27 protein-coding genes and 2 tRNA genes are annotated in these 24,782 nt (G+C 73.8%); 16 read left to right on the top strand and 13 right to left on the bottom strand.

The window, feature by feature from the left end:
- Genes DQ237_RS10295 through DQ237_RS10285 form a run of 3 tightly spaced genes read left to right on the top strand, consistent with a single transcriptional unit; the run spans window position 1 to window position 3,055 of the window.
- On the top strand, window positions 1–1,338 hold the full coding sequence (locus DQ237_RS10295) for an O-antigen ligase (protein WP_166509563.1): 1,338 nt from the start codon (window positions 1–3) through the stop codon (window positions 1,336–1,338).
- Complete coding sequence (locus tag DQ237_RS10290; RefSeq protein ID WP_113799803.1) at window positions 1,335–1,931, top strand: hypothetical protein; 597 nt, start codon at window positions 1,335–1,337, stop codon at window positions 1,929–1,931. Before DQ237_RS10295 ends, DQ237_RS10290 begins: the two co-directional genes overlap by 4 nt.
- Window positions 1,928–3,055 carry a GNAT family N-acetyltransferase gene (locus DQ237_RS10285; protein WP_113799801.1) on the top strand — a complete coding sequence of 376 codons (1,128 nt, stop codon included), beginning with the start codon at window positions 1,928–1,930 and terminating at the stop codon, window positions 3,053–3,055. The genes DQ237_RS10290 and DQ237_RS10285 overlap by 4 nt, the downstream gene beginning before the upstream one ends.
- A gap of 21 nt (window positions 3,056–3,076) precedes the next feature.
- On the opposite strand, the gene DQ237_RS10280 is transcribed toward DQ237_RS10285, so the two are convergent.
- Genes DQ237_RS10280 through DQ237_RS10270 form a run of 3 tightly spaced genes read right to left on the bottom strand, consistent with a single transcriptional unit; the run spans window position 3,077 to window position 8,018 of the window.
- Window positions 3,077–4,360, bottom strand: a complete 1,284-nt coding sequence (locus tag DQ237_RS10280; RefSeq protein ID WP_113799799.1) for a hypothetical protein — start codon at window positions 4,358–4,360, stop codon at window positions 3,077–3,079.
- Entirely contained in the window at window positions 4,357–7,284 is a 2,928-nt protein-coding gene (locus DQ237_RS10275) for an acetoacetate--CoA ligase (RefSeq protein WP_113799797.1), read from the bottom strand. The genes DQ237_RS10280 and DQ237_RS10275 overlap by 4 nt, the downstream gene beginning before the upstream one ends.
- Window positions 7,281–8,018 (bottom strand): 4'-phosphopantetheinyl transferase superfamily protein, encoded by a 738-nt coding sequence (locus tag DQ237_RS10270; protein ID WP_113799795.1) that lies wholly within the window; start codon window positions 8,016–8,018, stop codon window positions 7,281–7,283. Before DQ237_RS10270 ends, DQ237_RS10275 begins: the two co-directional genes overlap by 4 nt.
- A 118-nt stretch (window positions 8,019–8,136) precedes the next feature.
- Here DQ237_RS10270 and DQ237_RS10265 point away from each other — a divergent pair, with 118 nt between their 5' ends.
- Entirely contained in the window at window positions 8,137–9,258 is a 1,122-nt protein-coding gene (locus DQ237_RS10265; protein ID WP_113799793.1) for a GNAT family N-acetyltransferase, read from the top strand.
- A gap of 23 nt (window positions 9,259–9,281) precedes the next feature.
- Here the strand turns inward: DQ237_RS10265 and DQ237_RS10260 are convergent, their stop codons facing one another.
- The 5 genes from DQ237_RS10260 to DQ237_RS10240 all read right to left on the bottom strand — a co-directional run bounded on the left by DQ237_RS10260 (window position 9,282) and on the right by DQ237_RS10240 (window position 12,660).
- On the bottom strand, window positions 9,282–9,482 hold the full coding sequence (locus DQ237_RS10260) for a hypothetical protein (RefSeq protein WP_147251776.1): 201 nt from the start codon (window positions 9,480–9,482) through the stop codon (window positions 9,282–9,284).
- A 204-nt stretch (window positions 9,483–9,686) separates the two neighbouring features.
- Window positions 9,687–10,427, bottom strand: a complete 741-nt coding sequence (locus DQ237_RS10255) for a hypothetical protein (protein ID WP_113799789.1) — start codon at window positions 10,425–10,427, stop codon at window positions 9,687–9,689.
- Window positions 10,428–10,430: 3 nt separating this feature from the next.
- Window positions 10,431–10,985, bottom strand: a complete 555-nt coding sequence (locus DQ237_RS10250) for a hypothetical protein (RefSeq protein ID WP_113799787.1) — start codon at window positions 10,983–10,985, stop codon at window positions 10,431–10,433.
- Between the two features lie 80 nt (window positions 10,986–11,065).
- Window positions 11,066–12,115: a PHP domain-containing protein gene (locus DQ237_RS10245; protein WP_113800101.1), complete on the bottom strand. Its 1,050-nt coding sequence runs from the start codon at window positions 12,113–12,115 to the stop codon at window positions 11,066–11,068.
- Window positions 12,112–12,660, bottom strand: a complete 549-nt coding sequence (locus DQ237_RS10240) for a DoxX family protein (protein ID WP_113799785.1) — start codon at window positions 12,658–12,660, stop codon at window positions 12,112–12,114. Before DQ237_RS10240 ends, DQ237_RS10245 begins: the two co-directional genes overlap by 4 nt.
- Before the next feature lie 125 nt (window positions 12,661–12,785).
- On the opposite strand from DQ237_RS10240, the gene DQ237_RS10235 reads away from it, so the two are divergent.
- Window positions 12,786–13,118, top strand: a complete 333-nt coding sequence (locus tag DQ237_RS10235; protein ID WP_113799783.1) for a hypothetical protein — start codon at window positions 12,786–12,788, stop codon at window positions 13,116–13,118.
- A gap of 18 nt (window positions 13,119–13,136) precedes the next feature.
- Window positions 13,137–13,550, top strand: a complete 414-nt coding sequence (locus DQ237_RS10230; protein WP_113799781.1) for a VanZ family protein — start codon at window positions 13,137–13,139, stop codon at window positions 13,548–13,550.
- On the opposite strand, the gene DQ237_RS10225 is transcribed toward DQ237_RS10230, so the two are convergent.
- Both DQ237_RS10225 and DQ237_RS10220 read right to left on the bottom strand, forming a co-directional pair.
- Window positions 13,529–14,962, bottom strand: a complete 1,434-nt coding sequence (locus DQ237_RS10225; RefSeq protein ID WP_166509562.1) for a bifunctional phosphatase PAP2/diacylglycerol kinase family protein — start codon at window positions 14,960–14,962, stop codon at window positions 13,529–13,531. The two genes, DQ237_RS10230 and DQ237_RS10225, sit on opposite strands and share 22 nt — an antisense overlap.
- A 136-nt stretch (window positions 14,963–15,098) precedes the next feature.
- The gene (locus tag DQ237_RS10220) at window positions 15,099–15,314 is read right to left on the bottom strand and encodes a hypothetical protein (protein ID WP_113799777.1); all 216 of its coding nucleotides are present in this window, start codon (window positions 15,312–15,314) and stop codon (window positions 15,099–15,101) included.
- A gap of 64 nt (window positions 15,315–15,378) precedes the next feature.
- Between DQ237_RS10220 and DQ237_RS10215 the strand changes: the two genes are divergently transcribed.
- Window positions 15,379–15,930 (top strand): sugar O-acetyltransferase, encoded by a 552-nt coding sequence (locus DQ237_RS10215; RefSeq protein WP_240619552.1) that lies wholly within the window; start codon window positions 15,379–15,381, stop codon window positions 15,928–15,930.
- Window positions 15,931–16,001: 71 nt separating this feature from the next.
- The gene (locus DQ237_RS10210; protein ID WP_113799775.1) at window positions 16,002–16,289 is read left to right on the top strand and encodes a hypothetical protein; all 288 of its coding nucleotides are present in this window, start codon (window positions 16,002–16,004) and stop codon (window positions 16,287–16,289) included.
- A gap of 14 nt (window positions 16,290–16,303) precedes the next feature.
- Here DQ237_RS10210 and DQ237_RS20420 read toward each other — a convergent pair whose 3' ends face one another.
- Both DQ237_RS20420 and DQ237_RS10205 read right to left on the bottom strand, forming a co-directional pair.
- A complete protein-coding gene (locus DQ237_RS20420) occupies window positions 16,304–16,435 on the bottom strand; it encodes a hypothetical protein (RefSeq protein WP_255411537.1) in 132 nt (43 codons plus the stop codon).
- Window positions 16,436–16,439: 4 nt separating this feature from the next.
- Complete coding sequence (locus tag DQ237_RS10205) at window positions 16,440–16,970, bottom strand: CGNR zinc finger domain-containing protein (protein WP_113799773.1); 531 nt, start codon at window positions 16,968–16,970, stop codon at window positions 16,440–16,442.
- A gap of 102 nt (window positions 16,971–17,072) precedes the next feature.
- Between DQ237_RS10205 and DQ237_RS10200 the strand changes: the two genes are divergently transcribed.
- From DQ237_RS10200 to DQ237_RS10190, 3 genes are all read left to right on the top strand, one after another.
- Complete coding sequence (locus DQ237_RS10200) at window positions 17,073–18,272, top strand: MFS transporter (RefSeq protein ID WP_113799772.1); 1,200 nt, start codon at window positions 17,073–17,075, stop codon at window positions 18,270–18,272.
- A 98-nt stretch (window positions 18,273–18,370) separates the two neighbouring features.
- Window positions 18,371–18,459 (top strand) — tRNA-Ser (locus DQ237_RS10195).
- 20 nt (window positions 18,460–18,479) lie between these two features.
- Window positions 18,480–18,552, top strand: a tRNA-Arg gene (locus tag DQ237_RS10190).
- A gap of 292 nt (window positions 18,553–18,844) precedes the next feature.
- Here the strand turns inward: DQ237_RS10190 and DQ237_RS10185 are convergent.
- The gene (locus DQ237_RS10185) at window positions 18,845–20,269 is read right to left on the bottom strand and encodes an amino acid permease (RefSeq protein ID WP_113799770.1); all 1,425 of its coding nucleotides are present in this window, start codon (window positions 20,267–20,269) and stop codon (window positions 18,845–18,847) included.
- 246 nt (window positions 20,270–20,515) lie between these two features.
- On the opposite strand from DQ237_RS10185, the gene DQ237_RS10180 reads away from it, so the two are divergent.
- The 5 genes from DQ237_RS10180 (at window position 20,516) to DQ237_RS10160 (ending at window position 24,781) form a co-directional block, all read left to right on the top strand.
- The gene (locus DQ237_RS10180; protein ID WP_147251775.1) at window positions 20,516–20,761 is read left to right on the top strand and encodes a hypothetical protein; all 246 of its coding nucleotides are present in this window, start codon (window positions 20,516–20,518) and stop codon (window positions 20,759–20,761) included.
- On the top strand, window positions 20,758–22,113 hold the full coding sequence (locus DQ237_RS10175) for a putative T7SS-secreted protein (protein WP_113799766.1): 1,356 nt from the start codon (window positions 20,758–20,760) through the stop codon (window positions 22,111–22,113). Before DQ237_RS10180 ends, DQ237_RS10175 begins: the two co-directional genes overlap by 4 nt.
- A 201-nt stretch (window positions 22,114–22,314) precedes the next feature.
- Window positions 22,315–23,550, top strand: coding sequence for a hypothetical protein (locus tag DQ237_RS10170; RefSeq protein ID WP_147251774.1), 1,236 nt, complete (start codon window positions 22,315–22,317; stop codon window positions 23,548–23,550).
- Window positions 23,547–24,146 (top strand): hypothetical protein, encoded by a 600-nt coding sequence (locus DQ237_RS10165; RefSeq protein WP_113799762.1) that lies wholly within the window; start codon window positions 23,547–23,549, stop codon window positions 24,144–24,146. The genes DQ237_RS10170 and DQ237_RS10165 overlap by 4 nt, the downstream gene beginning before the upstream one ends.
- Window positions 24,143–24,781, top strand: coding sequence for a hypothetical protein (locus tag DQ237_RS10160; RefSeq protein ID WP_113799760.1), 639 nt, complete (start codon window positions 24,143–24,145; stop codon window positions 24,779–24,781). The genes DQ237_RS10165 and DQ237_RS10160 overlap by 4 nt, the downstream gene beginning before the upstream one ends.
- Window position 24,782 lies beyond the last annotated feature (1 nt).

Raw genomic sequence — 24,782 nt, 5'->3', positions numbered from 1 at the left:
GTGAGCAGCGTGCGCGCCGTCGTCCTGCGTCCCAGCACGTGGGTGGCGGCCGCGGTCATCTCGATCGCCCTCTCGTCGTCCTCGACCGGAGCGGGACCCCTGGTCACCGTCAGCGATCTCGTCCTGGGAGTCCTGGTCTGCGTCGCGGCCCTCCAGCTCCTCAGGGGAGGCAACGCCGCCGTCGTGCGTTCGGTTCCGGCGCTGCTCTTCGGCGCGCTGGGGCTGATCAGCGTCGGACTGGCGCTGGTGGCGCCGAACTTCCCGGGCAACGTCGTCGGCGGCGTCCGATTCCTCCAGCTGTTCTGCCTCACCCCGATCGCGGTCATGGTGGCGCTCCGGTCCCGGACCGACACCCGGGTGGTGCTGGGCAGCGTCGTCGGCCTGGCCGTGGTCCAGGGGGCCGTGGGCATCGTCCAGGCCCTCACGCGGACCGGCGCCGGCATCGGCGGCCAACCGATCCGGGCCGTGGGCACCTTCGGGGCCTACAACATCGGGGCGCTGGCCGGCCTGTGCGCCCTGGGCCTGCTCATCTGCCTGGCGTGGGCCGTCGTCCTGCCGGGAGTCCGGCGGTGGTGGGCCGCGGCCGGCGCGGCATTCCTCGTGCTGCCCCTCGCTTTCTCGCTGAGCCGCAGCGCGTGGCTGGCCACCGCCGTCGCCGCGATCGTGGTGGTCAGCAGGGGACGGCCGGCCCGGATGCTCGGCATCGTCGTCGCCGGCGTCGTGCTGGGTGCCGCTGCCGTTCCCGTCGTCCTCGCCTCGCAGGGCGAGCTGGCCGATCGGCTCGACAGCCTGATCACCGCGGAGAGCGACCCCGACCAGTCCTTCGTGGACCGGCTCTCGTTGTGGCACGCCGCCGCCGGCATGGCGCTCGACCATCCCTGGACCGGAGTCGGCCCGCACGCGTTCGTCGACCACCGGGACGCCTACGCCGACCTCGCCCTGCTCGGGTCCAGCGACATCGCCCTCGGCTCGGACTTCGAGCAGGTGGCGCTGGAGTCGCCGCACAACTTCTACCTGCTGGTGGCCAGCGAGCTCGGACTCGTGGCCGCCGCCGTCTTCGTGGCGTCCTTCCTCGTCGTGCTCGGCCGCGGGCTGGTGCGATCGGCCCGGCCGCGGCAGGACGAGGCGACGGCGACCTCCCTCGCCGGCGTCGGCATGCTGGCCTTCGCGCTGGTCGGGATGCTGACCAGCGACCTGGGCGGACCGTGGTCGATCCTGCTGGCGGTGCTGCTCGGCGTAGCCGGCTGGGCGGCTGCCGACCAGGAGCTGGACGACGGGCTGCCGGCCGCCGCCACCGCCGGAGCCCGGGTGCCGGTGGCAGCGGGCAGCGCGCCGTGAGCGACGCCGTCGGGTCCGACGCCCGGCTGCCGGGCGTCCGGGTGCTGCTCCGGCGTACGTGGTGGGCGCTGCTGGCCGCAGCGATCGGCGTGGGCGCCGGTCTGGGCCTGGACGTGCTGCGTGCCCCGGTGTACGAGTCGACCGCCTACCTGGTGGTCGCCGCCGACGACGTCGGGCAGGCCGGCGACGCGGCGCGCAGCGCGCAGGCGCTGGCACGGCTGGCGACGTCGCCCGGCATCGTGAGCGGGCCGCTCCGCGTGGCCGGCCAGGTGGAGGCGGCGGAGGACCCCCGGTCGTTCGTCCTCGTGCAGGCCGCTCCGGATGCACCCGTCGTGAGCGTCACCGGCCGGGCAGCCGACGCGGCCGGGGCCCAGCGCACGGCGGCGACGGTGGTCCGGACGCTCGTCGGGCTCGACGCCGTCGAGCCCTTCGACACCGCCCTCGTGGCGGCGCCTCCGCTGCCCGAGCAGGCGACCGTGCCGGTGTGGCTCGTCCCCGCCGGGGGTGGGACCCTCGGCGCCGCCCTCGGCCTGCTGCTCGCGGCCACCGTCCCCCCGCGGCCGCGCCGTCGCAGGACCGGAGCGGCGACGTGAGCCGTGAGCCGGTCGCCTGGAGCACCACGGTGCTCCAGGACGCCGCTGCTCTCGATGCGATCGCGGTCGAGTGGGCGGCCCTGCACGCCGGGTCGCCGAACTCGACGCCGTTCCAGTCCCATGCCTGGCTGACCTCGTGGTGGCGCGAGTACGGCCGGGCCGGCCGACTGCGCATCGTCCTGGTCCGCCGCGACGGCGTGCTCCGCGGCGCCGCTCCGCTGCACGTGGTCCGGCGTGGCGGCGTGCCGGTGCTGGCCCCGCTCGGAGACGAGATCAGCGACGTCTCCGACGTCCTGGCCGCCGACGACGAGGCCCTGGACCGGCTCGTCGGCGCCCTGCTGGGGCTGCGCGGCTGGCAGGCCCTCGACCTGCCCGAGGTCCGGCCCGGGACGGCCGCATCCCGGCTGCCCTCCGCGTGGCCCGCACGGGTCCACCGGCTCGCCGCCTCGGTGATGCTGCAGGTGCCGGGCCGGCCGGTGGCGGAGCTGCTGACGACGCTGCGGTCCTCGTCGGCCAAGGCGGTGCGCAAGAAGCTCCGCCGGGCCGACGAGCTCGGCCTGGCCTGCCGGCCGGTGGACGCAGACGGGGCCGAGGAGGCCGTGCGCCGGCTGCTCGACCTGCACGCGCGGCAGTGGGCCGGCCGCGGGATGACCGCCGAGCACGGGCGGGAGCGGTTCGCGCGGCACCTCACCGCAGCCGTGCCCGCGATGGTCGCCGCCGGGCACGCCGCCGTCCTGGAGTACTCGCTCGAGGGGGAGCACGTGGCCAGCCAGATCCATCTGGTGGGTACGGAGTTCGTCGGCTCCTACCTGGCCGGGATCGCCCCCGAGGCGCGCGCCCGCTTCGACGTCGCGGTGGCGATGATGCGCGAGGACCTGGAGCTCACCGCCACCCTCGAGCGCCCGGTGTTCACCATGTTCCGCGGCGAGGAGGAGTACAAGCTGCGCTGGCACCCCGAGCCGGTGGCCAACCAACGGTTGCTGCTCGTGCGACCGCGCAGCGTTCCGGGCGGCCTGGTCGCCCGCGCGGTACTCGCGCGGGGTGGGGCCGTCCGGTGGGCCAAGCAGCGCGCGCCCTGGGTGCGGAACGTGCGCGACCGACTGCGGCAGGCGGCCGGTCGCTGATCGACGGGGGAGCGCGCCTGATCAGCGCGCCACCGGCTGCCACCGCGTCATCGGGAGCAGCACGAGCGCCGATCCGGTCAGCACCACGCCCATCAGGATCAGCCGGGTGGTGCCGTCGGTGAGGAGGAAGACCGCCGTGAGCACCGCGGCGCGGCCGGTGTCCCACCACAGCCGGGACAGGTCCCGGCCCAGGAAGTTCGGCAGCCGGTTCACCAGTGTTCCGGCCAGGAGCGATCCCCAGAACAGCACGGTGGCGACGAGCACCGGCAGCAGCCACGCGTCCAGCGCCGCCCCAGCGGTGGCGTAGGCGGCCAGCAGCACGCCGACCCCCACGCCGAGGACCGCGCTGGCCCCACCGAGGAGCAACGCCCGCCGCCGGCCGGCGGCGAAGGCCACGTGGTCCCGGGTCCGGATCGCCCGGCTCAGCTCCGCCTCCAGCGGCGGCGCCGCGACCGCGATCAGCACCGTCGCGAACCCCCCGCAGATCCGCGTGACGACGGCCCAGGGAGCGGCGGCGGAACCCAGCCCGGGAAGGACCAGCCCCGGCAGCATGCTCGTCCAGCCGTTGGCCAGGCTGGCCAGGGTCGGGTGGACCGACCGGGCGAGATAGGCGCGCAGCAATCGGCGTCGCGCCCGCCCGCGGAACCCCGGCAGGGGCGGCCCCCAGTGGGACCGCCGGGGGATCAGCAGCCCGGCGGCCACCAGGTAGGCCCCGGCGGTTCCGTACGAGAGGGCGAGGGCGCCCAGGTCGGTGACGCTGGTGACGACGGCGACGACGAGGACCGCGGCACCGTAGTACAGGCGGGAGAGGCCGATGCCGATCCGGTCCCCCGCCCGCACCAGCCGGGTGGCCACCACGGCGTGCAGCCCCCAGGATGCCGTCAGGGCGGCCGCCGCCGCGGCGGTGCCCCGCGGCAGGTCGAGGGCACCCTCCACGGGGGTCAGCGCGAGCAGCAGCAGGGAGACGACGACGAGCGCCCCCAGCGAGGCCTCGGTCGCCACCCGCGCCGCTCGCGGGCCCCGGACCACGGGGTAGACGAACGGGAACGCCAGCATCCCGGCGTTGACCACCAGCCCCGCGATCGCCGACACGAGGACGAGGAGGAGCACCTGCTCGGTCTGCCGGCAGACGATCGGCACGATCATGGCCGCGAAGCTCAGCCCCTGGCCGGCGAGCCCGAAGCCGAGGAACCTGACGCGCCGGACCTTCTCGAGTGCCCCGGCGACCGCGCCGCGCGGCGCCTGCCGCTGGAGCTCCGGCGCCGCTTCCTCGCTCGGTGCCACGGGTACGAACTGATCGGTCACGCGAGGGTCGCCGAGATGCGGTCCGCGAGCACGTCGATCCTGCTGTCCCCGAGGATGTCGTCGTGGTCGCCCGGGACCTCGGTGACGAAGAGGTGGGGAGCCACGCGCCGCCACGCGGCGAGCACGTTCCCGACCAGCGGCGGGCGCCGCTCGGCCAGGTAGTACGTGACCGCACCGTCGTAGCGGGAGAGCCGGTGGGCGTCGAACACCTCCGAGGAGCGGACGAAGGCCTGGCGCTCCGGGTCCTCGGCGGCGTCCGACCGGCGGTCGCGCAGGAACTGCACGGCGGCACGGGGGCCGGCCGGGGACAGCGCCGTCCGCAGCCGCTTGAGGACCCGGCCCACGCGGTGCGCCGCCCGGTCGCCGGACGTGAACGAGCCCGTCGGCGGCCGGACGTCGATCAGCCCCAGGTAGCTCACCGTCTCTCCCTCGCCCCGCAGCCGGGCCGCCATCTCGTAGGCCACCAGGCCACCGAAGGAGTAGCCCAGCAGGCTGTACGGGCCGGCGGGCTGCGTGCGGCGGAGCAGGAGCAGGGCCTCGTCGGTCACCTCGGCGATCGAGTGACGGCGACCGTCGGCCCCGGCCAGTGCGGGCTGCAGGCCGCGGACCGGGCGCTCGGTGGTCAGCCCCTGGACCAGCGAGTGGTAGGAGTTGAGCTGCCCCCACAGATCGCTGACCACGAACAGCGGCCGACCCTGCCCCGGGCGCAGCACGGGGGCGACCTCGGGCGTCGCCGAGCGCCGGGCGGCCACGGCTGCCACGACACCGCGCAGGGTCGGCCGGTCCTCGAGGTCGGTGATCGGCACGTCGACGCCGAGCTCGAGCCAGACCTTGCGCAGCAGCTGCATCGCCTGCCGGGACGTGCCGCCCAGGTCGCCGAAGTCGTCGTCCGGATGCGCGTCCCGGACGTCGAGCACCTCGCGCCACATGCGGGCCACGTCCGGCCACAGGTCGTCGACGTCCGCCGCCGACGCCGACCGCGGGCGGGGAAGCTGCTCCGGTCCGAGCTCCGTCGTGCCCTGGGTCGCAGCCACGGCGGTGCGGATCGCCGACAGGCAGTCCGGGTTCTTCAGAGCGTCGACGTTGCGCACGTCCTCGCCGTTCACGGCGCTGCGGGCGGCCGCCTCCGACCGCTTGCCGTTGTGCGTCAGCGGCAGGGCCGGCACCGCCAGCACCAGAGAGGGGACGTGGGCGGCCGAGGCCTCGCGGCGCAGCGTTCGGCGGATCGTGCGGTCCAGTTCGTGGTCCAGCTCCGCACCCGGTCGGAGCACCACGAGCAGGACCATCCGCGTCGCGCCGGGGATCGTCGGATCCCGCTGTTCCACGGCCATGCTGTCGGCCACGTCCTCGACCGACCGCAGGGCGGTGTAGATCTCGCTGGGGCCGATCCGGATCCCGTTGACGTTCAGCACGCCGTCCGAGCGACCGTGCAGGCGCGCCGAGCCGTCGGGATCGATGTCGACCAGGTCGCCGTGCGTCCACATGCCCGGGTGCTGGGCGAAGTAGGCGGCGTGGAACCGGGCGCCGTCGGGGTCGTGCAGGAACCCGACCGGCCGCGAGGGGAAGGGTCGGCGGCACACCAGCTCGCCGACCCGCCCGACGAGCTCGACGCCGTCGTCGTCCACCGCGGCGACGTCCAGCCCCAGGCTGCGGCTCTGGGCGCGGCCGGGGCGGACCGGGAGCTCGGGATGGCCGAGGACGAAGCAGCCGATGATGTCGGTGCCGCCGGAGATGGACTGCACCGGCTGCGGTCCGACGTTCTCCGCGACCCAGGCGAACTGCCAGTCGTGCAGCACCGCGCCGGTGGAGAGCACCGATCGCAGCCGGGACAGGTCGAGCACGGCCGAGGGCCGGTAGCCCTGCTCCTGGCAGAGCTGCAGGTAGGCCGGGCTGGTGCCGAACACGGTGACGCCGTGCTCGGCCACGAGCTCCCAGAGGGTCTCGGGACCGCGCAGCGGCCCGTCGTAGACGACGATCTCCGCGCCGACGGCCAGCGCCGACAGCTGCCAGTTCCACATCATCCAAGCGGTGGTGGTGTGGAAGTAGAGCGTGTCGTCGGGTCGGAGGTCGCCGTGCAGCCGGTGCTCCTTGACGTGCTCGAGCAGCGTGCCGCCGGCGCCGTGCACCATCGCCTTGGGCGGCCCGGTGGTCCCCGAGGAGAACATCACGAACAGCGGGTGGTCGAAGGGCAGCCGTGGCCACTCCGCCACTGCCGGATCCGTGGACTCCGCCACCCGGTCGGCCAGCCGTCCGACGTCGACGCCCGCCGGCGCCACCGGCAGCGGGAGCCGGTCCAGCAGGAGGACCTGGCGGAGCGAGGGCAGTCCCGCCAGCAGGGCCTGCGCCGTCTCCTCGGCCATACCGGTGCGGTCCAGCAGCAACAGGACCGGCTCGACCTGTGCGAACCGGCCGACCAGCGCGCCGGCTCCCATGTCGGGGGTCGCGGTGGCGGCGGTGGCGCCCAGGGCCGCCACTCCGAGCACGGCGACCACCACTTCGGCCGTGTTCGGCGCGATGACCACCACCCGATCGCCCACGCCGAGCCCGCACCCCGACAGCGCGGCCGCCGTTCGGGTGACGGCCGCACGCAGCTCTCCGCGCGAGTACCGGTCCGGGGCCCGGTCCTGGTGGAGGGCCGTCAGCGCGGGCGCGGCGTCGTCCACCTCCGGGAGGGGGCGCAGGAGGGCCTCGGCGTAGTTCAGCGAGACCTCGGGGAAGAAGCGGGCGGTCTCGACGTCCGACCCGGTCAGCACGGACTCGGCTGAACCCGACCAGGGGAGGCCCGACCAGTCCAGGAGCGTGCGCCAGAAGATCTCCGGCCGCTGCACCGAGAAGGCGTGCAGGTCATCGACGGGCATCGCCGGATCGGCGGCCGCGCAGCGGGCCCGGAAGTCGGCGAGCTGGGCCGTGCGCGTGGTCGTCATCGGAATGCCTCGCAGAGCGCCAGCGGACGGGGGCCCGGTACGGGCGTGGCCGGCGCGGGGACGGATCGGGCCAGGTCGGCGCAGGTGGCGATGCTGGCCACCCATCCCCCAGGCGCCTCGAGCGCGCTGACATCCCACCTGCCGAGGCGACCCCCGCGGGGTTCCCCGACGGGAGTGCCGACCGACGCCGGGTCGCCGGCGAGGCCGACGCCGCGTCCCTTGAGCACCGCCTCCTTCTGCGTCCAGCTCCGGGCGAGCGCGGCGGGGCGTGCCGCCGGGGGCAGGTCGAGGACGGCCCGGCGCTCGGCCGGCGTCAGCCACGGCTCGTGCAGCACGTCGGGTGACCAGGCGTCGAGCGCCTCCACGTCCACCCCCACGCGGAGAGCCGTCGCGACGGCCACGAGCCCCAGCGCCCCCGACGCCGAGCAGCTGACGTCGACGTCGTCCCGGTCCAGCGCCTCCGGTCGCCCTCTCCCGGACGTCCCGAGGCGCACGGCGGAGGGTTCGCGATCGAGGACTTCGGCCAGCGCGCGCCGCAGCGCCGCCCGGAGCAGGACCCGACGCCGGTGCACCACGGGCACGCCCCGGTGGGCCCGGGCCCGCTCGTCGGCGGTCAGGCACCGCTCCGCCTCCGCCACCGCGGCCGCGTCGCGGTCCAGGCGGACCCACCACAGCCGGAGCTGCGCACCCTCGACGGGCGAGGCCTCGCCGAGAACCGCGCCGCTGGTAGCCACGCCTTCATCGTTCCAGCCGCCATCCGGCCGAGCCAGACGGTTCCCCTGCTCGGGTCAGGGGTGGGGTCGCCGGCAGTAGCATGCTCGGCATGATCACCCGGCCGCCGGCTGCCGACGCGTGAGCCGGGAGCCGTCGCGCCCTCGACGCGGGCGGGCCGAGTTCGTCCCCGGCAGAGCGATCTCCGATGACCTGGTCGCCGCGTGGCGGAGCCTCGCCCAGCGCTCCGCGGAACCCAACCTCTTCGCCGAGCCCGAGATCGTGCTGCCGTCGGTCACCCATCTCGCCCGAGGGGGACGAGCAGGGATCCTGACCGTGCGGAACGACGAGCGGCTGCTCGGCGTCCTCCCCGTCGAGTGGCCCGTGCACGTCGGGCGATCGGCGCTCCCCGTGGTGCAGGGCTGGGTGGAGCCGTACCGGCCCCTGGGCGGGCCACTGCTCGACGCGGAGCACGCCGTCGACGCCGTGGCCGCACTACTGCGGCCGCCCGTCGCCCTGGCCGCGCCCCTGATGCTGCTCCGCTACTTCCCCGAGGACGGCCCCGTGGCGGCAGCGCTGGACGAGGCACTGGCCCGGGAGGGCAGGACGTCGCTGACGCTGAAGACCTACGAGCGCGCCCTCCTCCTCCGGGACGGGGGTCCGGCGCCGAGCAAGAACCGGAAGAACCGGTACAGCCGCCTCCGCCGTCAGCGCGAGGCCCTGGCTGCGGCGCTGGGACCGGTGCGCGTCGTGGACCGGTCCGACGACCCCGGCGCGATCGAGGAGTTCCTCGCCCTGGAGATGTCGGGCTGGAAGGGGCGCGCGGGCACCGCGCTCGCCTGCACCGACGGTCATGCCGCCTGGTTCCGGGAGGTGTGCGACCTCCTTCGGGCCGCCGGCCGGCTGGAGGTGCTCTCCGCCGAGGCCGGCGGTCGGACGACCGCGATGTGGGTCGACTTCGACGACGGAGAGGGGTCGATCCACTTCAAGTCCGCCTACGACGAGGACCTCGGCGAGCACCGTCCCGGCGAACTGCTGCTGCTGCACTGCGTCGAGAACGCGAACGAGAGCCGGTACGCCTGGCGTGACTCGGCCACGGTGCCGGACAACACGCTGTTCAACCAGCTCTGGCCGAGCCGCCGGAGACTGTCCACCAGGCTCGTTCCGCTGCACGGCCGGATCGGCGACACCGCACTCGCGGCGGCGGGTGCGCTCCTGCGACTGCGGGACCGGAGACAGGGCGAGCGAGCCACCGGCGCGTAGTTCGCACCGGGCGCCGGCTGGGCTCAGAGGGAGGAGCGGGCCTGTCCGCAGCGGCAGGTGTACAGCGAGGAACCGCTGAACGCGTCCTCACCGCTCCACCGGAACCAGTGCAGGTGCAGCGCGGAGGGGCGCTTCAGCTCCCGGGCCGGAGCCGGCACCGAGCGCAGCGCGGGGCGGTCGTTCCGGGTCTCCCCGGCGTCTCCGGTGAACAGCGGCTGCGCCACGTCGACCACTCCGCTCCCCGTCCGTCGCCCGGTGCCCAGGCGCGTCCGATCCCGTTCCACATCAGGTGTACCCCCGCCCCGCGACCGGCGCGGGGACTCGCCGTGAACAGCCAGTGGCCGGTTCGGGCTCGGTCGGTGTCTATCACCCTTCGTGGTTACTTGTGAACCCTCTGTGCCAGATGTGACGGGTGGGACCGCGCTGGATCAGACGGCGAGGCCCTGCTTCAGGCGGTGGTCGTCGACGACGTCGAGCATCGTGTAGTAGAGGTCGTCGGCGCGGAACGCCGGCGCCCGGCAGTCCCAGGCGACGCCCTCCAGGACCGGCTGCGCGCCCAGCCCCGTCTGGCCCGGGTGGAAGGCGAAGCCGCGCAGCGCCGTCGCCAGCTCCTGGGTGAGCCCGGTCGTGCAGGCCGCCAGGAACACCCCCTGCGGCCCACCGCTGGCCCGCGCGGTGCTGATCAGCGCCCACACCAGGTCGACCGCGGCCTTGGCCACCGGATCGGTCACCGTGACGTACTTCTTGCGCGCCGCGTCGAGCAGGGCCAGCACCTTGGAGTCGAGCTGGAACGTCTGCACGAAGCGCTCCATCGACTGCAGCGTGCTCCAGGCGAAGTCGAACTTGCGGCGGAACAGCGACATCCCCAGCGGGCTGCCGGCGTACCCGGTGACCACGACCAGCCGCAGCGCCTGCTTCTCCACCCCGAGGTAGAGGCCCTGCAGGAAGGCGCCGTCGATGTCGAGCCCGTCGCGCAGCACCGCCATCTGCTCCGCGAGCCCCGACCACGACGTGGTGGTGGGCGCGCTGCGCAGCGCCTGGGCCAGGTCCGCGGGTACCCGGCGCAGATCGATGTCGGCCGGCGCGGCGAGCGCCTGGACGGCGACCCGCCGGTAGCCCTGCGCCTTGAGCGCCAGGTCGATCCGCTGGTTCGCGGCCCGGATGTCCACCGGTCAGCGGACCTTGCGGACGCCGAAGTGCACGTGGTTCTCGTGATCGGGCACGACCGTGGAGTTGTAGATCAGCTGCGCCCGGTAGCCCCGCGACGTCGTCGCCGTCTGCAGGTACCCGTTGTCGGGGAACCGGTAGCCCATCGCCGCGGCGATCCGGTTGGCCACCCGCTGCATCTCCACCGTGGGCGCGGTGCCGTTGGAGAGGTCCACCGCGAAGGAGGAGCGCTGCGAGGTGTGGTGGTCGGAGCCGGTGTTGCCCCAGTTCCGCTTCGTCGAGGTGACGGTCAGGCCGTTGCGCGTGCCGACCAGCGCGCCGCGGCGGGCCGGCGTCTCCGAGCCGTTCCACCCGCCGCCGGGCGCGAGGAACGTCTCCAGCGTGAAGCCGGTGGCGCTCACCAGCGCGCGGAGCCGCTCCTCGCCGGGATCGTCGGGCAGCTCGTCCAGCAGCGCCAGCAGGTGCTCGTCGTCGATCGGGGAGCCGGAGAGCTCGGCCATCGCGGCCAGCTCGGCGCAGGCGGCGTCCGCCTCGGCGCTGTCGGCGGGAACGGGCTCCATGGCGGCCTCCGGCGGGGCGGGACGGGAGGCGAAAGCTGGCAGGGGACCGGCGCCCCGTCAAGGCGTCCTGCGGCGGCTCGTTACCCCGCGGTCCAGGCGAGGAGCTCCTCGGCGCTGCGGGTGTTGATGACGCGCTCCACCGGGACGCCGCACTCGATCGCCCGCTCGCAGCCGTTGTACTGCCAGTCCAGCTGGCCGGGGGCGTGCGCGTCGGTGTCGATCGAGAACTCGCAGCCGAGCTCCACGGCCAGGCTCAGCAGCCGCCGCGGCGGGTCCAGCCGCTCGGGCCGGGAGTTGATCTCGACGGCGGTGCCGTGCTCGACGCACGCGGAGAACACCGCCTCGGCGTCGAACTCGCTCTCCGGGCGTGGCTTCTGCTCGCCGTTGCGCTGCTTGCGGCCGATCACCAGCCGCCCGGTGCAGTGGCCCAGGACGTCGGTGTGCGGGTTGGCGACGGCGGCCAGCATCCGCTCGGTCATCTGCGCCCTCGGTGCGCGCAGCTCGGAGTGCACGCTGGCCACGACCACGTCGAGCCGGCCGAGCAGCTCGTCGGTCTGGTCGAGACTGCCGTCGGGATTGATGTCGCACTCGATGCCGGTGAGGATCCTGAACGGCGCGAGCTCGGCGTTCAGCGCGGCGACGACGTCCAGCTGCTTCTCCAGCCGCTCCGGGCTCAGCCCGTTGGCGACGGTCAGCCGGGGGGAGTGGTCGGTGAGCGCCAGGTACTGGTGGCCCAGCGCGATCGCCGCCTCGGCCATCTCGCGGATCGGGCTGCCGCCGTCGGACCAGTCCGAGTGCGCGTGCAGGTCGCCCTTCAGCGCGGCGCGGAACGCGGCGACGTCGTCGGCGGCGGGCTGCTGCTCGGCGTAGGCCTGCTCCAGCGTCGCCAGGTACTCGGGGACCTCGCCCTTGTGCGCCTGCACGATCGCCGTCGCCGTCTTCGGGCCGATGCCCTTGAGGTCCTTGAGCGTGTTCGTGCGGATCTTCAGGTCGAGCTGCGCCTCGTCCAGGCCGTCGACCACCGCCGCGGCCGTGCGGTAGGCACTCACGCGGTAGCTGGCCTCGCGGGCGCGCTCCAGGAGGAAGGCGATCCTCCGGAGCGCGGCCGCGGGCGGGAGCGGAGCGCTCAGCGGGAGGCCTTCTTCAGCCGCTTCTGGGCCTGCTTCTGGGCCTTCGCGGCGCGCTTCTGCGCCTTCTCGACGTTCTTCTCGGTCGCGGCCGCGGCCTTCTTCGCCGCACGACGCGTCCGGTAGCCCACCGACGGCTTGCCCTCGGTGTCGACGGCGGCCAGCAGCAGACCGCCGAGCAGGCCGCTGTTCTTCAGGAAGTTCGAGATCTGCCCGAAGCGCTCCGTCGGGTCGTCGTGCTCCCAGAAGCGGTGGCCGGCCAGCGTCGTCGGCACGATCGAGGCCGAGAGCACCAGCGCGGTCAGCCGCGGGAACTTGTTGAGCGCGAAGAGCGAGCCGGCGGCCACCTTCACGGCGGCGTCGACCTTCACCCACTGCTCGACGTCCTTGGGCACCTCGACCGGGAGCTGCTTGTCGGCGGTCTCGGCGATCTTCTCCACCACGGGACGGGCGCCCGGCACGCGGTCCTGCGGCTTGCGCAGCGTGCTGATGCCCCCGTAGACGAACGGAGCGGCGAGCAGGGGCCGGGCGATCCGGCGAACGAGCATGGTGACCTCTTTCCTCGATGTCACTGGGGAGTCCGGGGTGCACTGCCCGGAAGATCCATATCGCAATCCCCGACGTGGCGCGCGCCGTCGTTCCGGAACCATCGGCTCCTCCGTAGGTTGGCGCGGTGCACGTTCTCCAGGGGCTGCGGCAGGCCGCGGTCATGGTCGCGGTGTGGGGTGCGATCGCCGCCGGTGCTGCCGGCCTGTGGGCGGCGGCGAGCGGCGAGGGCTACGTCTCCCGCCTCGGGCTCAGCCTGGCCATCGCCGGCGGCGTGCTCTCGCTGACCGGGGGCACGATGCTCTCCCGCGCCTCGACGATGGAGGCTCGCGCGTTCCTCGGCTCCGGCCCCAGCACGGAGGAGCCCGACGCCGACCAGCCGCTCACCGCCGTCGGCGTCTTCCTGTTCGTCGCGCTGCCGCTGTTCGCCGTCGGGCTCGCGCTCTACGGAGCGGGCTGACCGCTACCGTCTGGGGCCATGAGCCGCCGGGTGGCCGTCCTCGGGCTGGCGGCCTACCTCGGGCTGCTCGCGTCGGTGACCCTGGGCGCCTCGCCGGGTGCGCTGTTCGTGCGCGGCGCACGCCTGTCCCGCGACGTCGGCGGCTTCGAGTGGGTGACGACGTCCGACGTGGAGCGGGTGGCCAACGTGCTGCTGTTCGCGCCCGCGGGCCTGCTGCTCTGCTTCGCCCTGCCCGGCGTCGCCCGGCTCGTGGTGTGGCTGCTGTGCGTCGCGGCGTCGATGACGGTCGAGGTGGCGCAGATCTTCCTGCCCGACCGCCGGCCCTCGCTGGTCGACGTCGCCACCAATGCCACCGGTGCCGCGGTCGGGGTGCTGGCCGCCGTCGTGCTGGGCTGGTTCGCGCGGCGCCGTCAGCGGGTGCGGCAGCAGTAGACGGTGAGCGGCTCCCGCTTGCGGAACAGGAACTCGGTCGCCGGCTCGCCCATCTCGCCGTCGTAGGCCACCCGCTCCGGCCCGCTGCGCGCGACCACGCGCACCTCCTCCGCGGAGAAGTGCCCGTAGCTGCGGGCGTGCTCGCTCACCCCCAGCAGGGTGGCCAGCACCGCGCGGGTGCGCCCGAAGCGCAGGTCCGCGCGCAGGTACTGGACGTCGAGCAGCCCGTCCTCCAGCCGCGGGCGGTACGCCGGGGCGAGGCCGCGCGGGGTGTAGGTGCAGTTGCCGACGAACAGGATCCAGGTGCGCAGCGGGCGGCCGTCGACCTCGAGCGTCAGCGGCGTCCCGGTGCGCAGCACCTGGGCGGCGGCGAGGCTGAGCGCCAGCCACTTGCCGAGCTTGGCCGCCATGCGGTCGCGGCGGCGGACCATCTCCGGGTAGGCGCCGATGCTCGAGGTGTTGAGGAACGGCGTCCCGTTCACCTCGGCGACGTCGACCTTCACCGCCTGCCCGGCCAGCACCGCGTCGACGGCGTCCTGCGGGGTCTCCAGCCCGACGTCGCGGGCGAAGTGGTTGAGCGTGCCCGCGGGGATGACGGCCAGCGGCAGGCCGTGCTCCAGAGCCACCGCGGCGGCCGCGGCGACGCTGCCGTCACCGCCGGCGACGCCGAGCGCCGTGGCCCCGCCGCGGGCCGCCGTCCCCAGGATCTCGTCGACGCCGGCCTCCTCGCCGGTCTCCACCACCTCGGCGCGGGGGAGGAGCCGGCGGATGTCCTCGGCGGGGTCGTAGTCGTCGGGGCCCGACCGCGGGTTGACCGCGACCACGAGGCCCTCGCCCTCGGCCAGCGCCGGGGCGGTGTGGGCGGTGCGCACCCGGGCGGGGTCCGTGGGGCGGCGGCGCCACCAGTGCTGGCTGGCCGCCGCGACCGCGCTGCCGACGGCGAGACCGGCGAGGACGTCGCCCGGGTAGTGGACGCCGACGTGCACCCGGGAGTACCCGACACCCAGCGCCAGCGGCGCCAGCGCGGTACCGGCGGCGGGGCTCTCCATCGCCATGCCGGTGACGAACGCGGCCGCCGAGCTCGAATGCCCGCTCGGGAAGGACAGGCTGCCGGGCTCGCGGCGCAGGCGGCGGTGGGTCTGCAGGTTCTCCAGGTCCGGCCGGACCCGCCCGAACAGCCGCTTGAGGACGACGTTGACCACGGCGCTGGAGAAGAGCATGGAGCCGATGCCCCGGATCGCGCCGCGGCGGAGCGGCCCGCGGCGGCTGCCGAGCACCAGCGCGATCAGGAACCAGAGCTTGCCGCGGTCGGCGAAGGCGGAGAGGCGGCGCAGCCAGCGGTCGGCCGGCGTCCTCGGCAGCGAGCCGACGAGGGAGTGCAGCCGAGCGTCGAGGTCCCGGGGTGAGCGCACCCGCGCGACGCTAGTGGAGTTCGGCGGGCGGGCCGATCCCCTGGGACCCGTTCGGGGCATCCCGGCGCATCGGTGTGATCACCACGGGTCCACCGGTGCCTCCGGCGTTCCCGACACCCCGCTGCGCCCGTGCTGATCACCGGCACTCGGCGTCGCAGCCCACCCGGCGGACCTTCGCGACGAGCCGACGGCCGCTGAGGACCGCGTTCACGACGAGCAGCCCGCCGACCGACAGGGGCCAGGTGGAGCTCTCGCGCGCCGCCCCGACGGTGGCGAGCGCCAGCACGCTCGTCGACACGAGCAACCAGAGGTACTCGCCGGCGGCATCCCAGCGTGCGCGCGCGTCCGACACGGCGCGCGATCCTGCCCGGCTCGGCGGGCGCTCCGTCGTCGGCTCGCCGTGCCAGCATCGGCGTGTGCGCGGGGAGCAGCGGATACCGACAAGGACGCCGGAGTCGCGCGCCTTCGCCGAGCGCGTGCAGGTGGTGATGGGCCTGACCGCGCGGCTGAACCAGCTGCCGTTCGACGACGTCGACGCCCGCCGGGCCCTCCTCGCCGAGATCTTCGGCGGGCCGGTGCCCGAGTCGCTCACGATCCTTCCGCCGTTCTACTGCGACCACGGGCTCGGTGCCTCGTTCGGGGAGCGGGTCTTCATCAACCAGAGCTGCTTCTTCCTCGACCTCGGCGGGATCACGATCGGCGACCGCGTCCTGATCGGCCCGCGGGTCACCCTGAGCACGGCTGGTCACCCGGTCGAACCGGACGAGCGCTTCGACGCCCTCACGCACGCGCCGATCGTGATCGAGGACGACGTCTGGATCGGTGCGGCGGCCACGGTCACCCCGGGGGTGACGATCGGGCGCGGCTCGGTGGTCGGTGCCGGCGCCGTCGTCGCCCGCGACGTGCCACCGATGAGCGTGGTGACGGCGACCGGCGCCGTCGAGCGCAGGCGGCTGGGGAGGTCCTGAGCTCCCTCGTCGGAGCAGGAGCCGGAGGCGGGGTCCGGTCGCTGGGCGCCCGTCGTCGACTTACTCGCGCCATGGACCAGTCCCCGGACCACGTGCTCGCCGAGATCCGGCCGTCCGGGCTCCACCGGTGGCGGGCGGTCTGCTCCTGCGGCTTCCAGACCGAGCCGGTCGACGGTCCGGAGACCGGTGCCGTGGAGCGCGCCCGGCAGTCGTTGCTCACCGGGCACGGCGCTCGGGAGGCGGGCTACGTCGGTGGCGTGCTGGAGGGCAGGTCCGGTGATGCCGGGCCGGGCCCGAGCCGCCCCTGGGCGCCGGGCTCCGGAGCACCCCGACGTCGGCCGGAGGGCCGACTGCCCTAGCGGTCGCTGCGGCGTCACCCGTCCCGGCGTCGGCGCGCCTCCCGGCGCCGCCTCGCCACCTCGCCGACGCGGGGGAGCAGCCACAGCTGGGTGAGGCCGAGGGCGACGACGGCGGCGCCGATGCCCACGATCAGCAGCGTCTCCACGGGGTCAGGACTTCTGGCGGGCCCGGTAGGCGGCCACCGTCGAGCGGCTGGCGCAGGTGTTGGAGCAGTAGCGCCGGCTGGCGTTGCGCGAGGTGTCGACGTAGACGTCGTCGCAGCCCTCGGCCGAGCACACGCCCAGCCGCTGCCAGCCGTGCTGCACGACGACCTGCGAGAGGCCCATGGCCACCGTCGTCGTCAGCTGCTCCAGCGCCGGTGCGTCGGGGCGCGCGTAGTGCAGGTGCAGGTCGCCGTCGTGGTCGGTCGCGTAGGGGCGCGGCCGGGCCAGCGCCAGGAGCTGGTTGAGCCGGGTGAGCACCTCGGGCTGCGACTCCGCGAGCGCCACCGCGCGCACCAGCAGGGCCGTGGCCAGGGCCTTCTCCGCCTCCGACGGCGTCAGCTCCAGCGACGTCCCGGGCGTGAACCACTCGTCGTGCGACGCCAGAAAGCGTGACACGCCGTCGACGGGCTCAAGGTCGGCGTTGGCCAGGTCGATGGCCAGTTCGACAGCACTTGACCCGTAGGTGTCGTAGTTCAATTGACTCCCTACCGTTCGGTCCCTACTGTGGGACGACGTAGGCGGTCAACGGTGCTTGACCCCCTACCTGTTCCTTCCCTGCAGTGCGAAACGAGTTCCAGCGTGCGTGCCTATCTCACCGTCTGGCGGCTTCCCTCCGCCCCGGTGCTCCTGCTCGCCGGCTTCGCCGGCCGTCTTCCGTCGTCCATGGTGCCGCTCGCGCTGCTGCTGATGGTGCAGCAGCAGACCGGCTCCTACGCCGTGGCGGGCCTCGCGTCGGCGACCCTGGGCATCGCCTCGGCCGTGATGGCGCCGGTCCTCGGCCGGGTCGCCGACCGCAAGGGCCCCCGCCGGGTGCTGCTCACCCAGGCCGCGCTGTACCCGCTGCTGCTCGCCCTGCTCCTCGTCGTCGTCCTCGGTGGCGCCCCGGACGCGGCGGTCGTCGCGGCCTCCGGGCTGGCCGGCGCGACCACGCCGCTGGTGTCCGGCGCGGTCCGTGCGCTCTGGTCGCGCACCGACGCGCGGGTGCGCGGCACCGCCTACGCGCTCGACGCCACCGCCACCGAGCTCGTCTTCGTCGTCGGCCCGGCGCTGGTCGCCGCGCTCGCCGTCCTCGCCGCCCCGGCCTGGGCGGTGGGGGTCGCCGGCACGCTGGGCGCGATCGGTGCGCTCGGCATCGCCGGGGCCGCCCGCTCCTGGGTTCCGCAGACGGGGCCGCAGACCGGGCTCTTCTCCACCGTCCTCTCGCCGGGCATGCCCCGCATCCTGGTCAGCGGCTCGGCCCTGATGCTCGGCTTCGGCGCGCTCGAGGTGGCCATCCCGGCGTTCGCCGACTCCACCGGCCGCCCCGGCATCTCCGGCCTCCTGCTCGCCGTGTGGGCCCTCGGGTCCGTGGCCGGCGGGCTCTGGTTCGGCGCCCGCGTGCTCAGCGCCTCGCTGCCCCGCCAGTACCGCTGGCTGCTCTTCGGCGTCACCATCGGGCTCGCCCCGCTGGCCTGGATCTCCAGCCCCTGGGCGCTCGGTGTGCTGCTCTTCCTCGGCGGGACGGCGATCGCCCCCACGCTCACCGTGCAGAGCTCGCTGGTCGGCTCCATCGCCCCGGTGCACGCCACGACCGAGGCCTTCACGTGGCTCTCGACCATCACCGTCGGTGCCTCGGCGGTCGGTGCCGCGCTGGGCGGCGCGCTGATCGAGAGCTCGGCCGGCGTGCCCGGTTCGCTCGTGCTCGCCTGCCTGGGCGCCGCCGTCGCCGTGGTGATCACCCTGGTCCCCGGCCGCGGCGTCCGCCCTGCCGTCGTCCACCGGGAGTCGGTCCACGCCTGAGCGCGGCTCCCGGTCCGGGCCCTCGGGGACCCGGGCTGGGAGGCCGTCCGAGGCGCTGGTAGTCTCTTCTCGGCGGTTACGAGGTGACTCGGACCCCGGGAGGCTTCGCCTAGTCCGGTCTATGGCGCCGCACTGCTAATGCGGTTTGGGTTAATCCCCATCCCGGGTTCAAATCCCGGAGCCTCCGCGCAACACAACTGAACACACGCACCCGTAGCTCAACGGATAGAGCATCTGACTACGGATCAGAAGGTTAGGGGTTCGAATCCCTTCGGGTGCACGTCTGGTTGAGACACCGAGCGGCCCCGCACTTCGACGGAAGTGCGGGGCCGCTTCGTCGTCCGGGGCCCGGAGCGCTGTGCGCCCGGGGCGTGGTCGGAGTCCCGGAACCCGCCCCGGCCGCACGCTGCCCGGTCCGGCGGCGCCCGACGGGCGCGGCGAGGAGTTCGAGTGGGGCGGGGGGCCGGCTCTGACGGTCTGGCCGCGTTGGTCGGTCTACCCAGCAGTGGGTAGCCACTCGTTCCCGGCTGCCCCCGCCCGGCTCCCACTGTGAGCAAGGCCACAGTCCGCCGTCAAGAGCTTGCCGGTGTGTCGTCCCGCAGCGTCGAGTGCTTGCGCGCGTAGGTCACGTAGAGCACCGCGGCCAGCGCCAACCAACCGGCGAAGAGCACGAACGTCGTCGCGGACAACCCGGTGATCAGGTAGACGCAGAAGGCGATCGAGAGCACGGGCACGACCGGGTAGCCGGGCACCCGGAAGCCGCGGGGCAGGTCCGGCGCGATGCGGCGCAGCACGATCACGCCGATCGAGACCACGGTGAACGCCACGAGGGTGCCCATGCTGGTCAGGTCGATGAGGAAGTCCAGGGGGACGAACCCGGCCAGGGCGCCGACGAAGACCGCGACGAAGACCGTTCCGCGCACGGGGGTGCGGCGCCGGGGGTCGACCCGGCTGAAGAACGCCGGCACCATGCCGTCGCGGCTCATCGAGAACAGGATCCGCGTCTGGCCGTACATCGTCACCAGCGTCACCGAGAAGATCGAGACGACCGCTCCTGCAGCCAGGACGATGGCCGGCCAGGTCGACCCGGTCACGTTCTCCAGGATCACCGCGAGCCCGGCCTGCTGGCCCTCGAACGCGCCCGCCTCCTGCGCTCCCACCGCGGCGAACGCCACGAGCAGGTAGACGACGGTGACCACCACCAGGGCGCCGATGATCGCCAGCGGCAGGTTCCGGCGGGCGTCGCGGACCTCCTCACCGGCGGTGGAGACGGCGTCCAGCCCGATGAAGGAGAAGAAGATCGACGAGGCCGCCATGCTGATCCCGGCCACGCCCATGGGCGCGAACGGCGTGAAGTTGCCCGACTCGAACGCCGTGTAGGCGACGACGGCGAAGAACAGCAGGACCGCGATCTTCACCGCCACCATGACCACGTTGGCCGTCGAGGACTCCCGCACGCCGCGCACCAGCAGCAGCGCGCACATCAGCACGAGCACCAGCGCGGGCAGGTTGACCCACCCGCCGGCGCCGGGCGCGGCCGACAGCGCGTCGGGGATGCGCACGCCGATCGTGTCGCCCAGGAGCTGGTTGACGTACTCGCTCCAGCCGACCGCCACCGCCGACGAGCTCACGCCGTACTCGAGGACCAGGCACCAGCCCACGCCGTAGGCCACGACCTCGCCCAGCGTCGCGTACGCGTAGGAGTACGAGGAGCCCGCCACCGGGATGGACGACGCCAGCTCGGCGTAGCAGAGCGCGGTGAGCGCCGCGGTGATCGCGGCCAGCACGAAGGAGAGGACGACGGCCGGCCCCGCCTCGGGCACGGCGGTGCTCAGCACGAAGAAGATCCCGGTGCCGATCGTCGAGCCGATGCCGAGGCACATCAAGGGGATCAGGCCCATGCGGCGGGCCAGGCCGGTGCTCGCGTCTCCCTCGTCGACGAGCGCCGCCACGGGCTTGCGGCGGAACAGCTGGGCACGGAGGGACGGCGCGGTCACCGGGACATCATCCGCGCTGCCGACCCCCACCCCTCCCCTCGGGGCGTTTAGTGCACTTTCCGCCCGGGCGGAAAGTGCACAAAACGCCCGTCACGGGGGCGAGCGGAGTTGTCCCCAGGTGTCCGTCATCCCCTGCTGGCCGCGCAGGGATCGGGATACGGTCCGTTCCAGTCGAGCGAACCCAGGGGGCGACCGGTGGCAGATCTGACCTACAGCTCGAGCTTGTTGAACAGCTTGGGACGTGAGTTGACCGGCCTCGCGGATGCCATGGACGGGACGGCGTCGCGCACCTCGTGGAACCGCGAGGACGTGGGGCATCGCGCCGTCGCGGAGGCGCTCGAGGACTTCGCCGGAAGCTGGGACGACAAGCGCGAGCTGCTGAGCGGCTCGCTGCGCGACGTCGGGAAGATGGCGACCGACAGCGCGTCGACGTTCGAGGGCGTGGACGACGAGCTCGCCGCCGCGGTGACCGACATCCTGGAGACGCAGTGAGCGCCCGCTCGGGGGACTGGTCGCTGCTGGGCCACGACCGCGACCCGGTGCCCGGCAGCCCCGAGGAGGTCGAGCGGCTGGCCAACGGCTACGCGTCCACGGCGCGGGACATCGAGCGGCTGGCCGGTCAGCTGCGCCGGCTGTCGAACCTGGAGGGCTGGACGGGCGAGGCGGCCGAGGTGTTCGCGGAGGCGGCCGAGGACCTCTCCGACGACCTGCGCGGTGCCGAACGGCGGTACGAGGAGCTGGCCGATGCCGTGCGCGCGTGGGTCGGACCGCTGACCACCGCCCGGGACGAGTCCGCAGGCGCGCTCTCGCAGGCAGAGCAGGCCGACGAGAAGCGGCGGCAGAACGCCACGGACGGCCTCGCCGGCGTCGCCGACCCCACGCCCGAGCAGCTGGCCGCCGACGACCTGCGCCAGCAGAACCTCGCGGACGCCGGCGACGAGAGCGACGCGGCCCGGCAGCGCCTGGCGAACGCGCTGGAGGAGCTGGAGAGCGCGGCAAACCGGACGGCGGACAAGATCCGGAGGGCCGGTGAGCACGGCGCCGACCGCTGGTGGAACGACTTCGGTGGTTTCGTGAGAGAGATCAGCGACGTACTCAAGGTCATCGCCATCGTGCTCGAGGTGATCGCGATCGTCTTGATCGTGGTGGCGATGGTCTTCACCGGACCCTTCGCGCTCGTCGCCGGTGCGGTCGTCTCCACGCTCCTGCTGGGTATCCACACGGCGATGGTGCTGTCAGACGTCGAGGGGGCCACCTGGACCGACGTGATCATGGATGTGATCAGCCTGGTCACCCTTGGTATCGGCGGTCGGCTGGGTGCCGTCGTCAAGAACGGTCTGGCTCGTCTCCGACCCCAGGTGGCGCAGCATGCTGACGACGCCGCACGTACGACGCAGGAGGCTCTGGAGCATGCGCAGCCGAATTTCTCGCGCGCCAGCAACGCGCAGAACATCGCGAACCCCTCCAATCCCTTGCGCGCATGGGGTGACCAGTACCTGGACGATGCCGCCGAGCGGGCCAGCAGCGCTGGCGCCGCTGAGGCACAGCGGGTCATGACCGATGTCGTGACTGATGCGCCATGGCCGCTGCGTGCCCGCACGCTCGATCGCGAACTGGCCGAGAACCTGCTGGAGGCGCAACGTCTCGGCGCTGAGCCGATCCCCGCCGCTCTCACGAGCCGGCTCGACCGCCTCACGGGGCTGATGCAGGTCACTCAAGGAATCAACCGAGGGTCCGCCGTCACCGACGTGGCCGATTTCGGACTCGAACGCGCGGGAGTCGACTGGAAGGAATCGGTCGACGACACGGCATCGAGGATGATGTGGCGGTTGACGAGCCAGTGAGTGCCGTTGTCAGCCGGGCCGCCGAGCTGCGTACGGCCTTTCACGGTGGACGGGCGCTACCCGCCGTCCGGCGTGCCACCCGGAAGATCGCGCCTCCCGCTGCGGTGCTCGCGTGAGGGGCTCCCCGCCCTCGCGAACACGGGGGAGCGGGCGGGGGCGCACGACGCCAGGCACGTTCCGATGAACCCCCAGGCGAAACGGATGCCCGAGCTCCGCCCCGAGATGCTGTCCGGTCGCGGACTGGCGGCGGCACGACGCATGCGCGTCCGAGTCACCCCCGACGGTGCTGTCGAGCGTACGGACGCTGCCGGCTGTGTCCTACCGGTTGCGGGCCCTGGCGAGGTCTCGCGGATCCTGCTCGTCGGCGAAGCGGATTCCCGTCGCCTGCTCGCAGTCCGGCGCTTCACCGGCCCGCTCCTGGTTCTGCTCGGCCAGGACGGCACTCCGCTCCTGGCACTGACGTTGCTCGACTGGTCGCCGCCCGTGTGGTCGACAGGGGCCGAGTGGATGGAGGTCGTCGGCGTCCACGCCCTAGCCCGAGCCCTCGACCGACCGCTCGAACCTGCGGAGTCGCCCGACCTGCCCCGCCTTGCGGACGTGAAGCAGGTACTCCTCTCCCCGAGGCCGCCGCGTCCGTGGCCGGGTCGAGCAGCGGTGTGGCTCTGCGGCCTGGCTCTGATCTTCGGGTTCGCGTGCCTCCCCACGCTGGGAGACCCCGACGGTGTCCCGTTCGTCCTGGTCGCGGAGCTCCTCGTCGGGCCGATCATCTTCTCCGGTGCCCGAGCTCGCGCCGAGGCGCTGGGCACCGGCACACCACCGGACGCCGATGGGCGTGTGGTGATCCGCCCGCGCGTGGAGCGGGCCGTCCATCGGGGGCTGGCCGTGGCGGAGCTCCACATCGGACCGTCGGACGTCGTCCTTGCCGTTCGGGGACAGGAGGTCTGGTTGCCGGGGCCAGCGACCGGGGGTGTCACGGCCGTGGTGATCGAACCCGTGGTGGTGCGGCTCGTCGACAATGCGGGGCGGGAGTACGCCTCTCTGGCGACCGAGCTCTGGGCCCCTACGCACAGCGACAGGGAGGAGATGGCCCGAGACCTGCGCCACGCCGGCCTCGCCGTTCTGGAGGCGCCCGTGTCCGCGCGTGAGCTGGTGCTCGTCGGAGCACTCCACGAGGGGGCTATCAGGCCCTGGACGCTCGCCAGCCCCGAGGAACGGGGCGAGATCTCCTACTCCGTCAGCTGGCTCAGCGGCGTGGCAGCATGCCTCGCCGTCATCGGAGCGCTCGGCGCTCTCACGTGGAGTGTTCCCATCGGACTGCTGCTGCTCGGCGTTTCGGGAACGGTTCTGGGGTTGCGCGTCCACGACATGGTTCGCATCGCCCTGGACGACCGGCGTGCCACCCGGAAGATCGTGCCTACCGCAGCGGTGCGCCGGTGAGCGGGTTGCAGATCTCGACGGGCGGGCACGGGCGGTGGCTGCCGCTGCCGCTCGAGGGCGACGTCGACGAGCGGGCGACGGCCGCTGCACGTGAGCTGACCGCACAGCAGTCCGGAGACCGGGTGGAGCAGGTCGCGGCGGTCATCGCCGGCACGTCACGGTTGGTCCGCCGGCAGGCTGAGCAGGCGGACCGGGAGGGCATCCCTACCTTCCTCGCGTGGAGCCTGCTGCCCGGACCCGGCATCCTGCAGCCCGGCCCGGTCGCCCTGCTCCGCGGCTTCCCGCTGGCCGCGGACGCCACCGACGACGACGTCGTGACGACGATCGTCGACCCCGCTGCCGAGCGGTTCGGTGACATCGACGTCGACCGCCTGGAGACCGCGAGCGGGACGGCGCTCACCGTGCGCTGGCGACCGGTGGTCCGGGACGACGACGGCACCCGGCTGGTGCACGAGCAGCGCGCCGTCCTGTGGCCGGACCGCGAGCACCGGGCCCTCCTGGCCCTGTCGTTGTACGTCGTGGACCTCGTCGAGGGTGGAGCGGCGGCCGAGCCCCTGGCCGAGCTGGCCGCGACCGTGCGCTGGTCGCTCTCGTGAACGCTGCGGAGGCGCAGTCACGGAGTGGCCAGGCCGGTGCGTGGCGCTGGACGCTGCTGCTGCCTCGGGGCTGGGTCAGCCTGCCGACGGACGCGAAGGCCGGGGCCGCGGCGGTGCGGAGGTTGATCGACCGGCGGACCGCTCACCTGCCCCGCGACGAGGTGGCGCCGGCTCGGCGGCGGCTCACCGTCGAGCTGCGCGGCATGCTGGGCGAGGCCCGCGACGCCGGCGTCGAGGCGGTGCACGCGCACCTGGACCTGATGCGGGGCCTCCCGGTCACGGCCACCTGCTCGGTACTCCTGCACAAGGGCGCTGCGGCCGACCCGCGCACGCTGGCCCAGCTGGCGGGCGCTCTGGGCAGCGCGGACACGGTCACCGAGCTCGACGTCGACAGCCTGGCCGGGTTGGCGGCGATCCGACGTCGTCGGCGGGGCGTCGTCACCGTCGACGGCGCCGAGGCGTCGGTCCCGAGCACCGGGCTGGACTGGATCGTCCCGTTGCCCGACGGTGAGGGCGTGCTGGCGATGTCGTTCAGCACGGTCACCGAGCCCGTCGTCGAGGAGCTCGTCGTCCTCTTCGACGCGATCGCCGGCACGCTCCAGTTGGAAACGGAAGCGCCGCCTCGGGGCGTTTAGT

Source organism: Blastococcus sp. TF02-8 (genome assembly GCF_003319175.1).
Taxonomy (GTDB): domain Bacteria; phylum Actinomycetota; class Actinomycetes; order Mycobacteriales; family Geodermatophilaceae; genus Blastococcus.
Note: the sequence above shows the minus strand (reverse complement) of the source record. Positions and strands in the feature narration are given on the sequence as shown.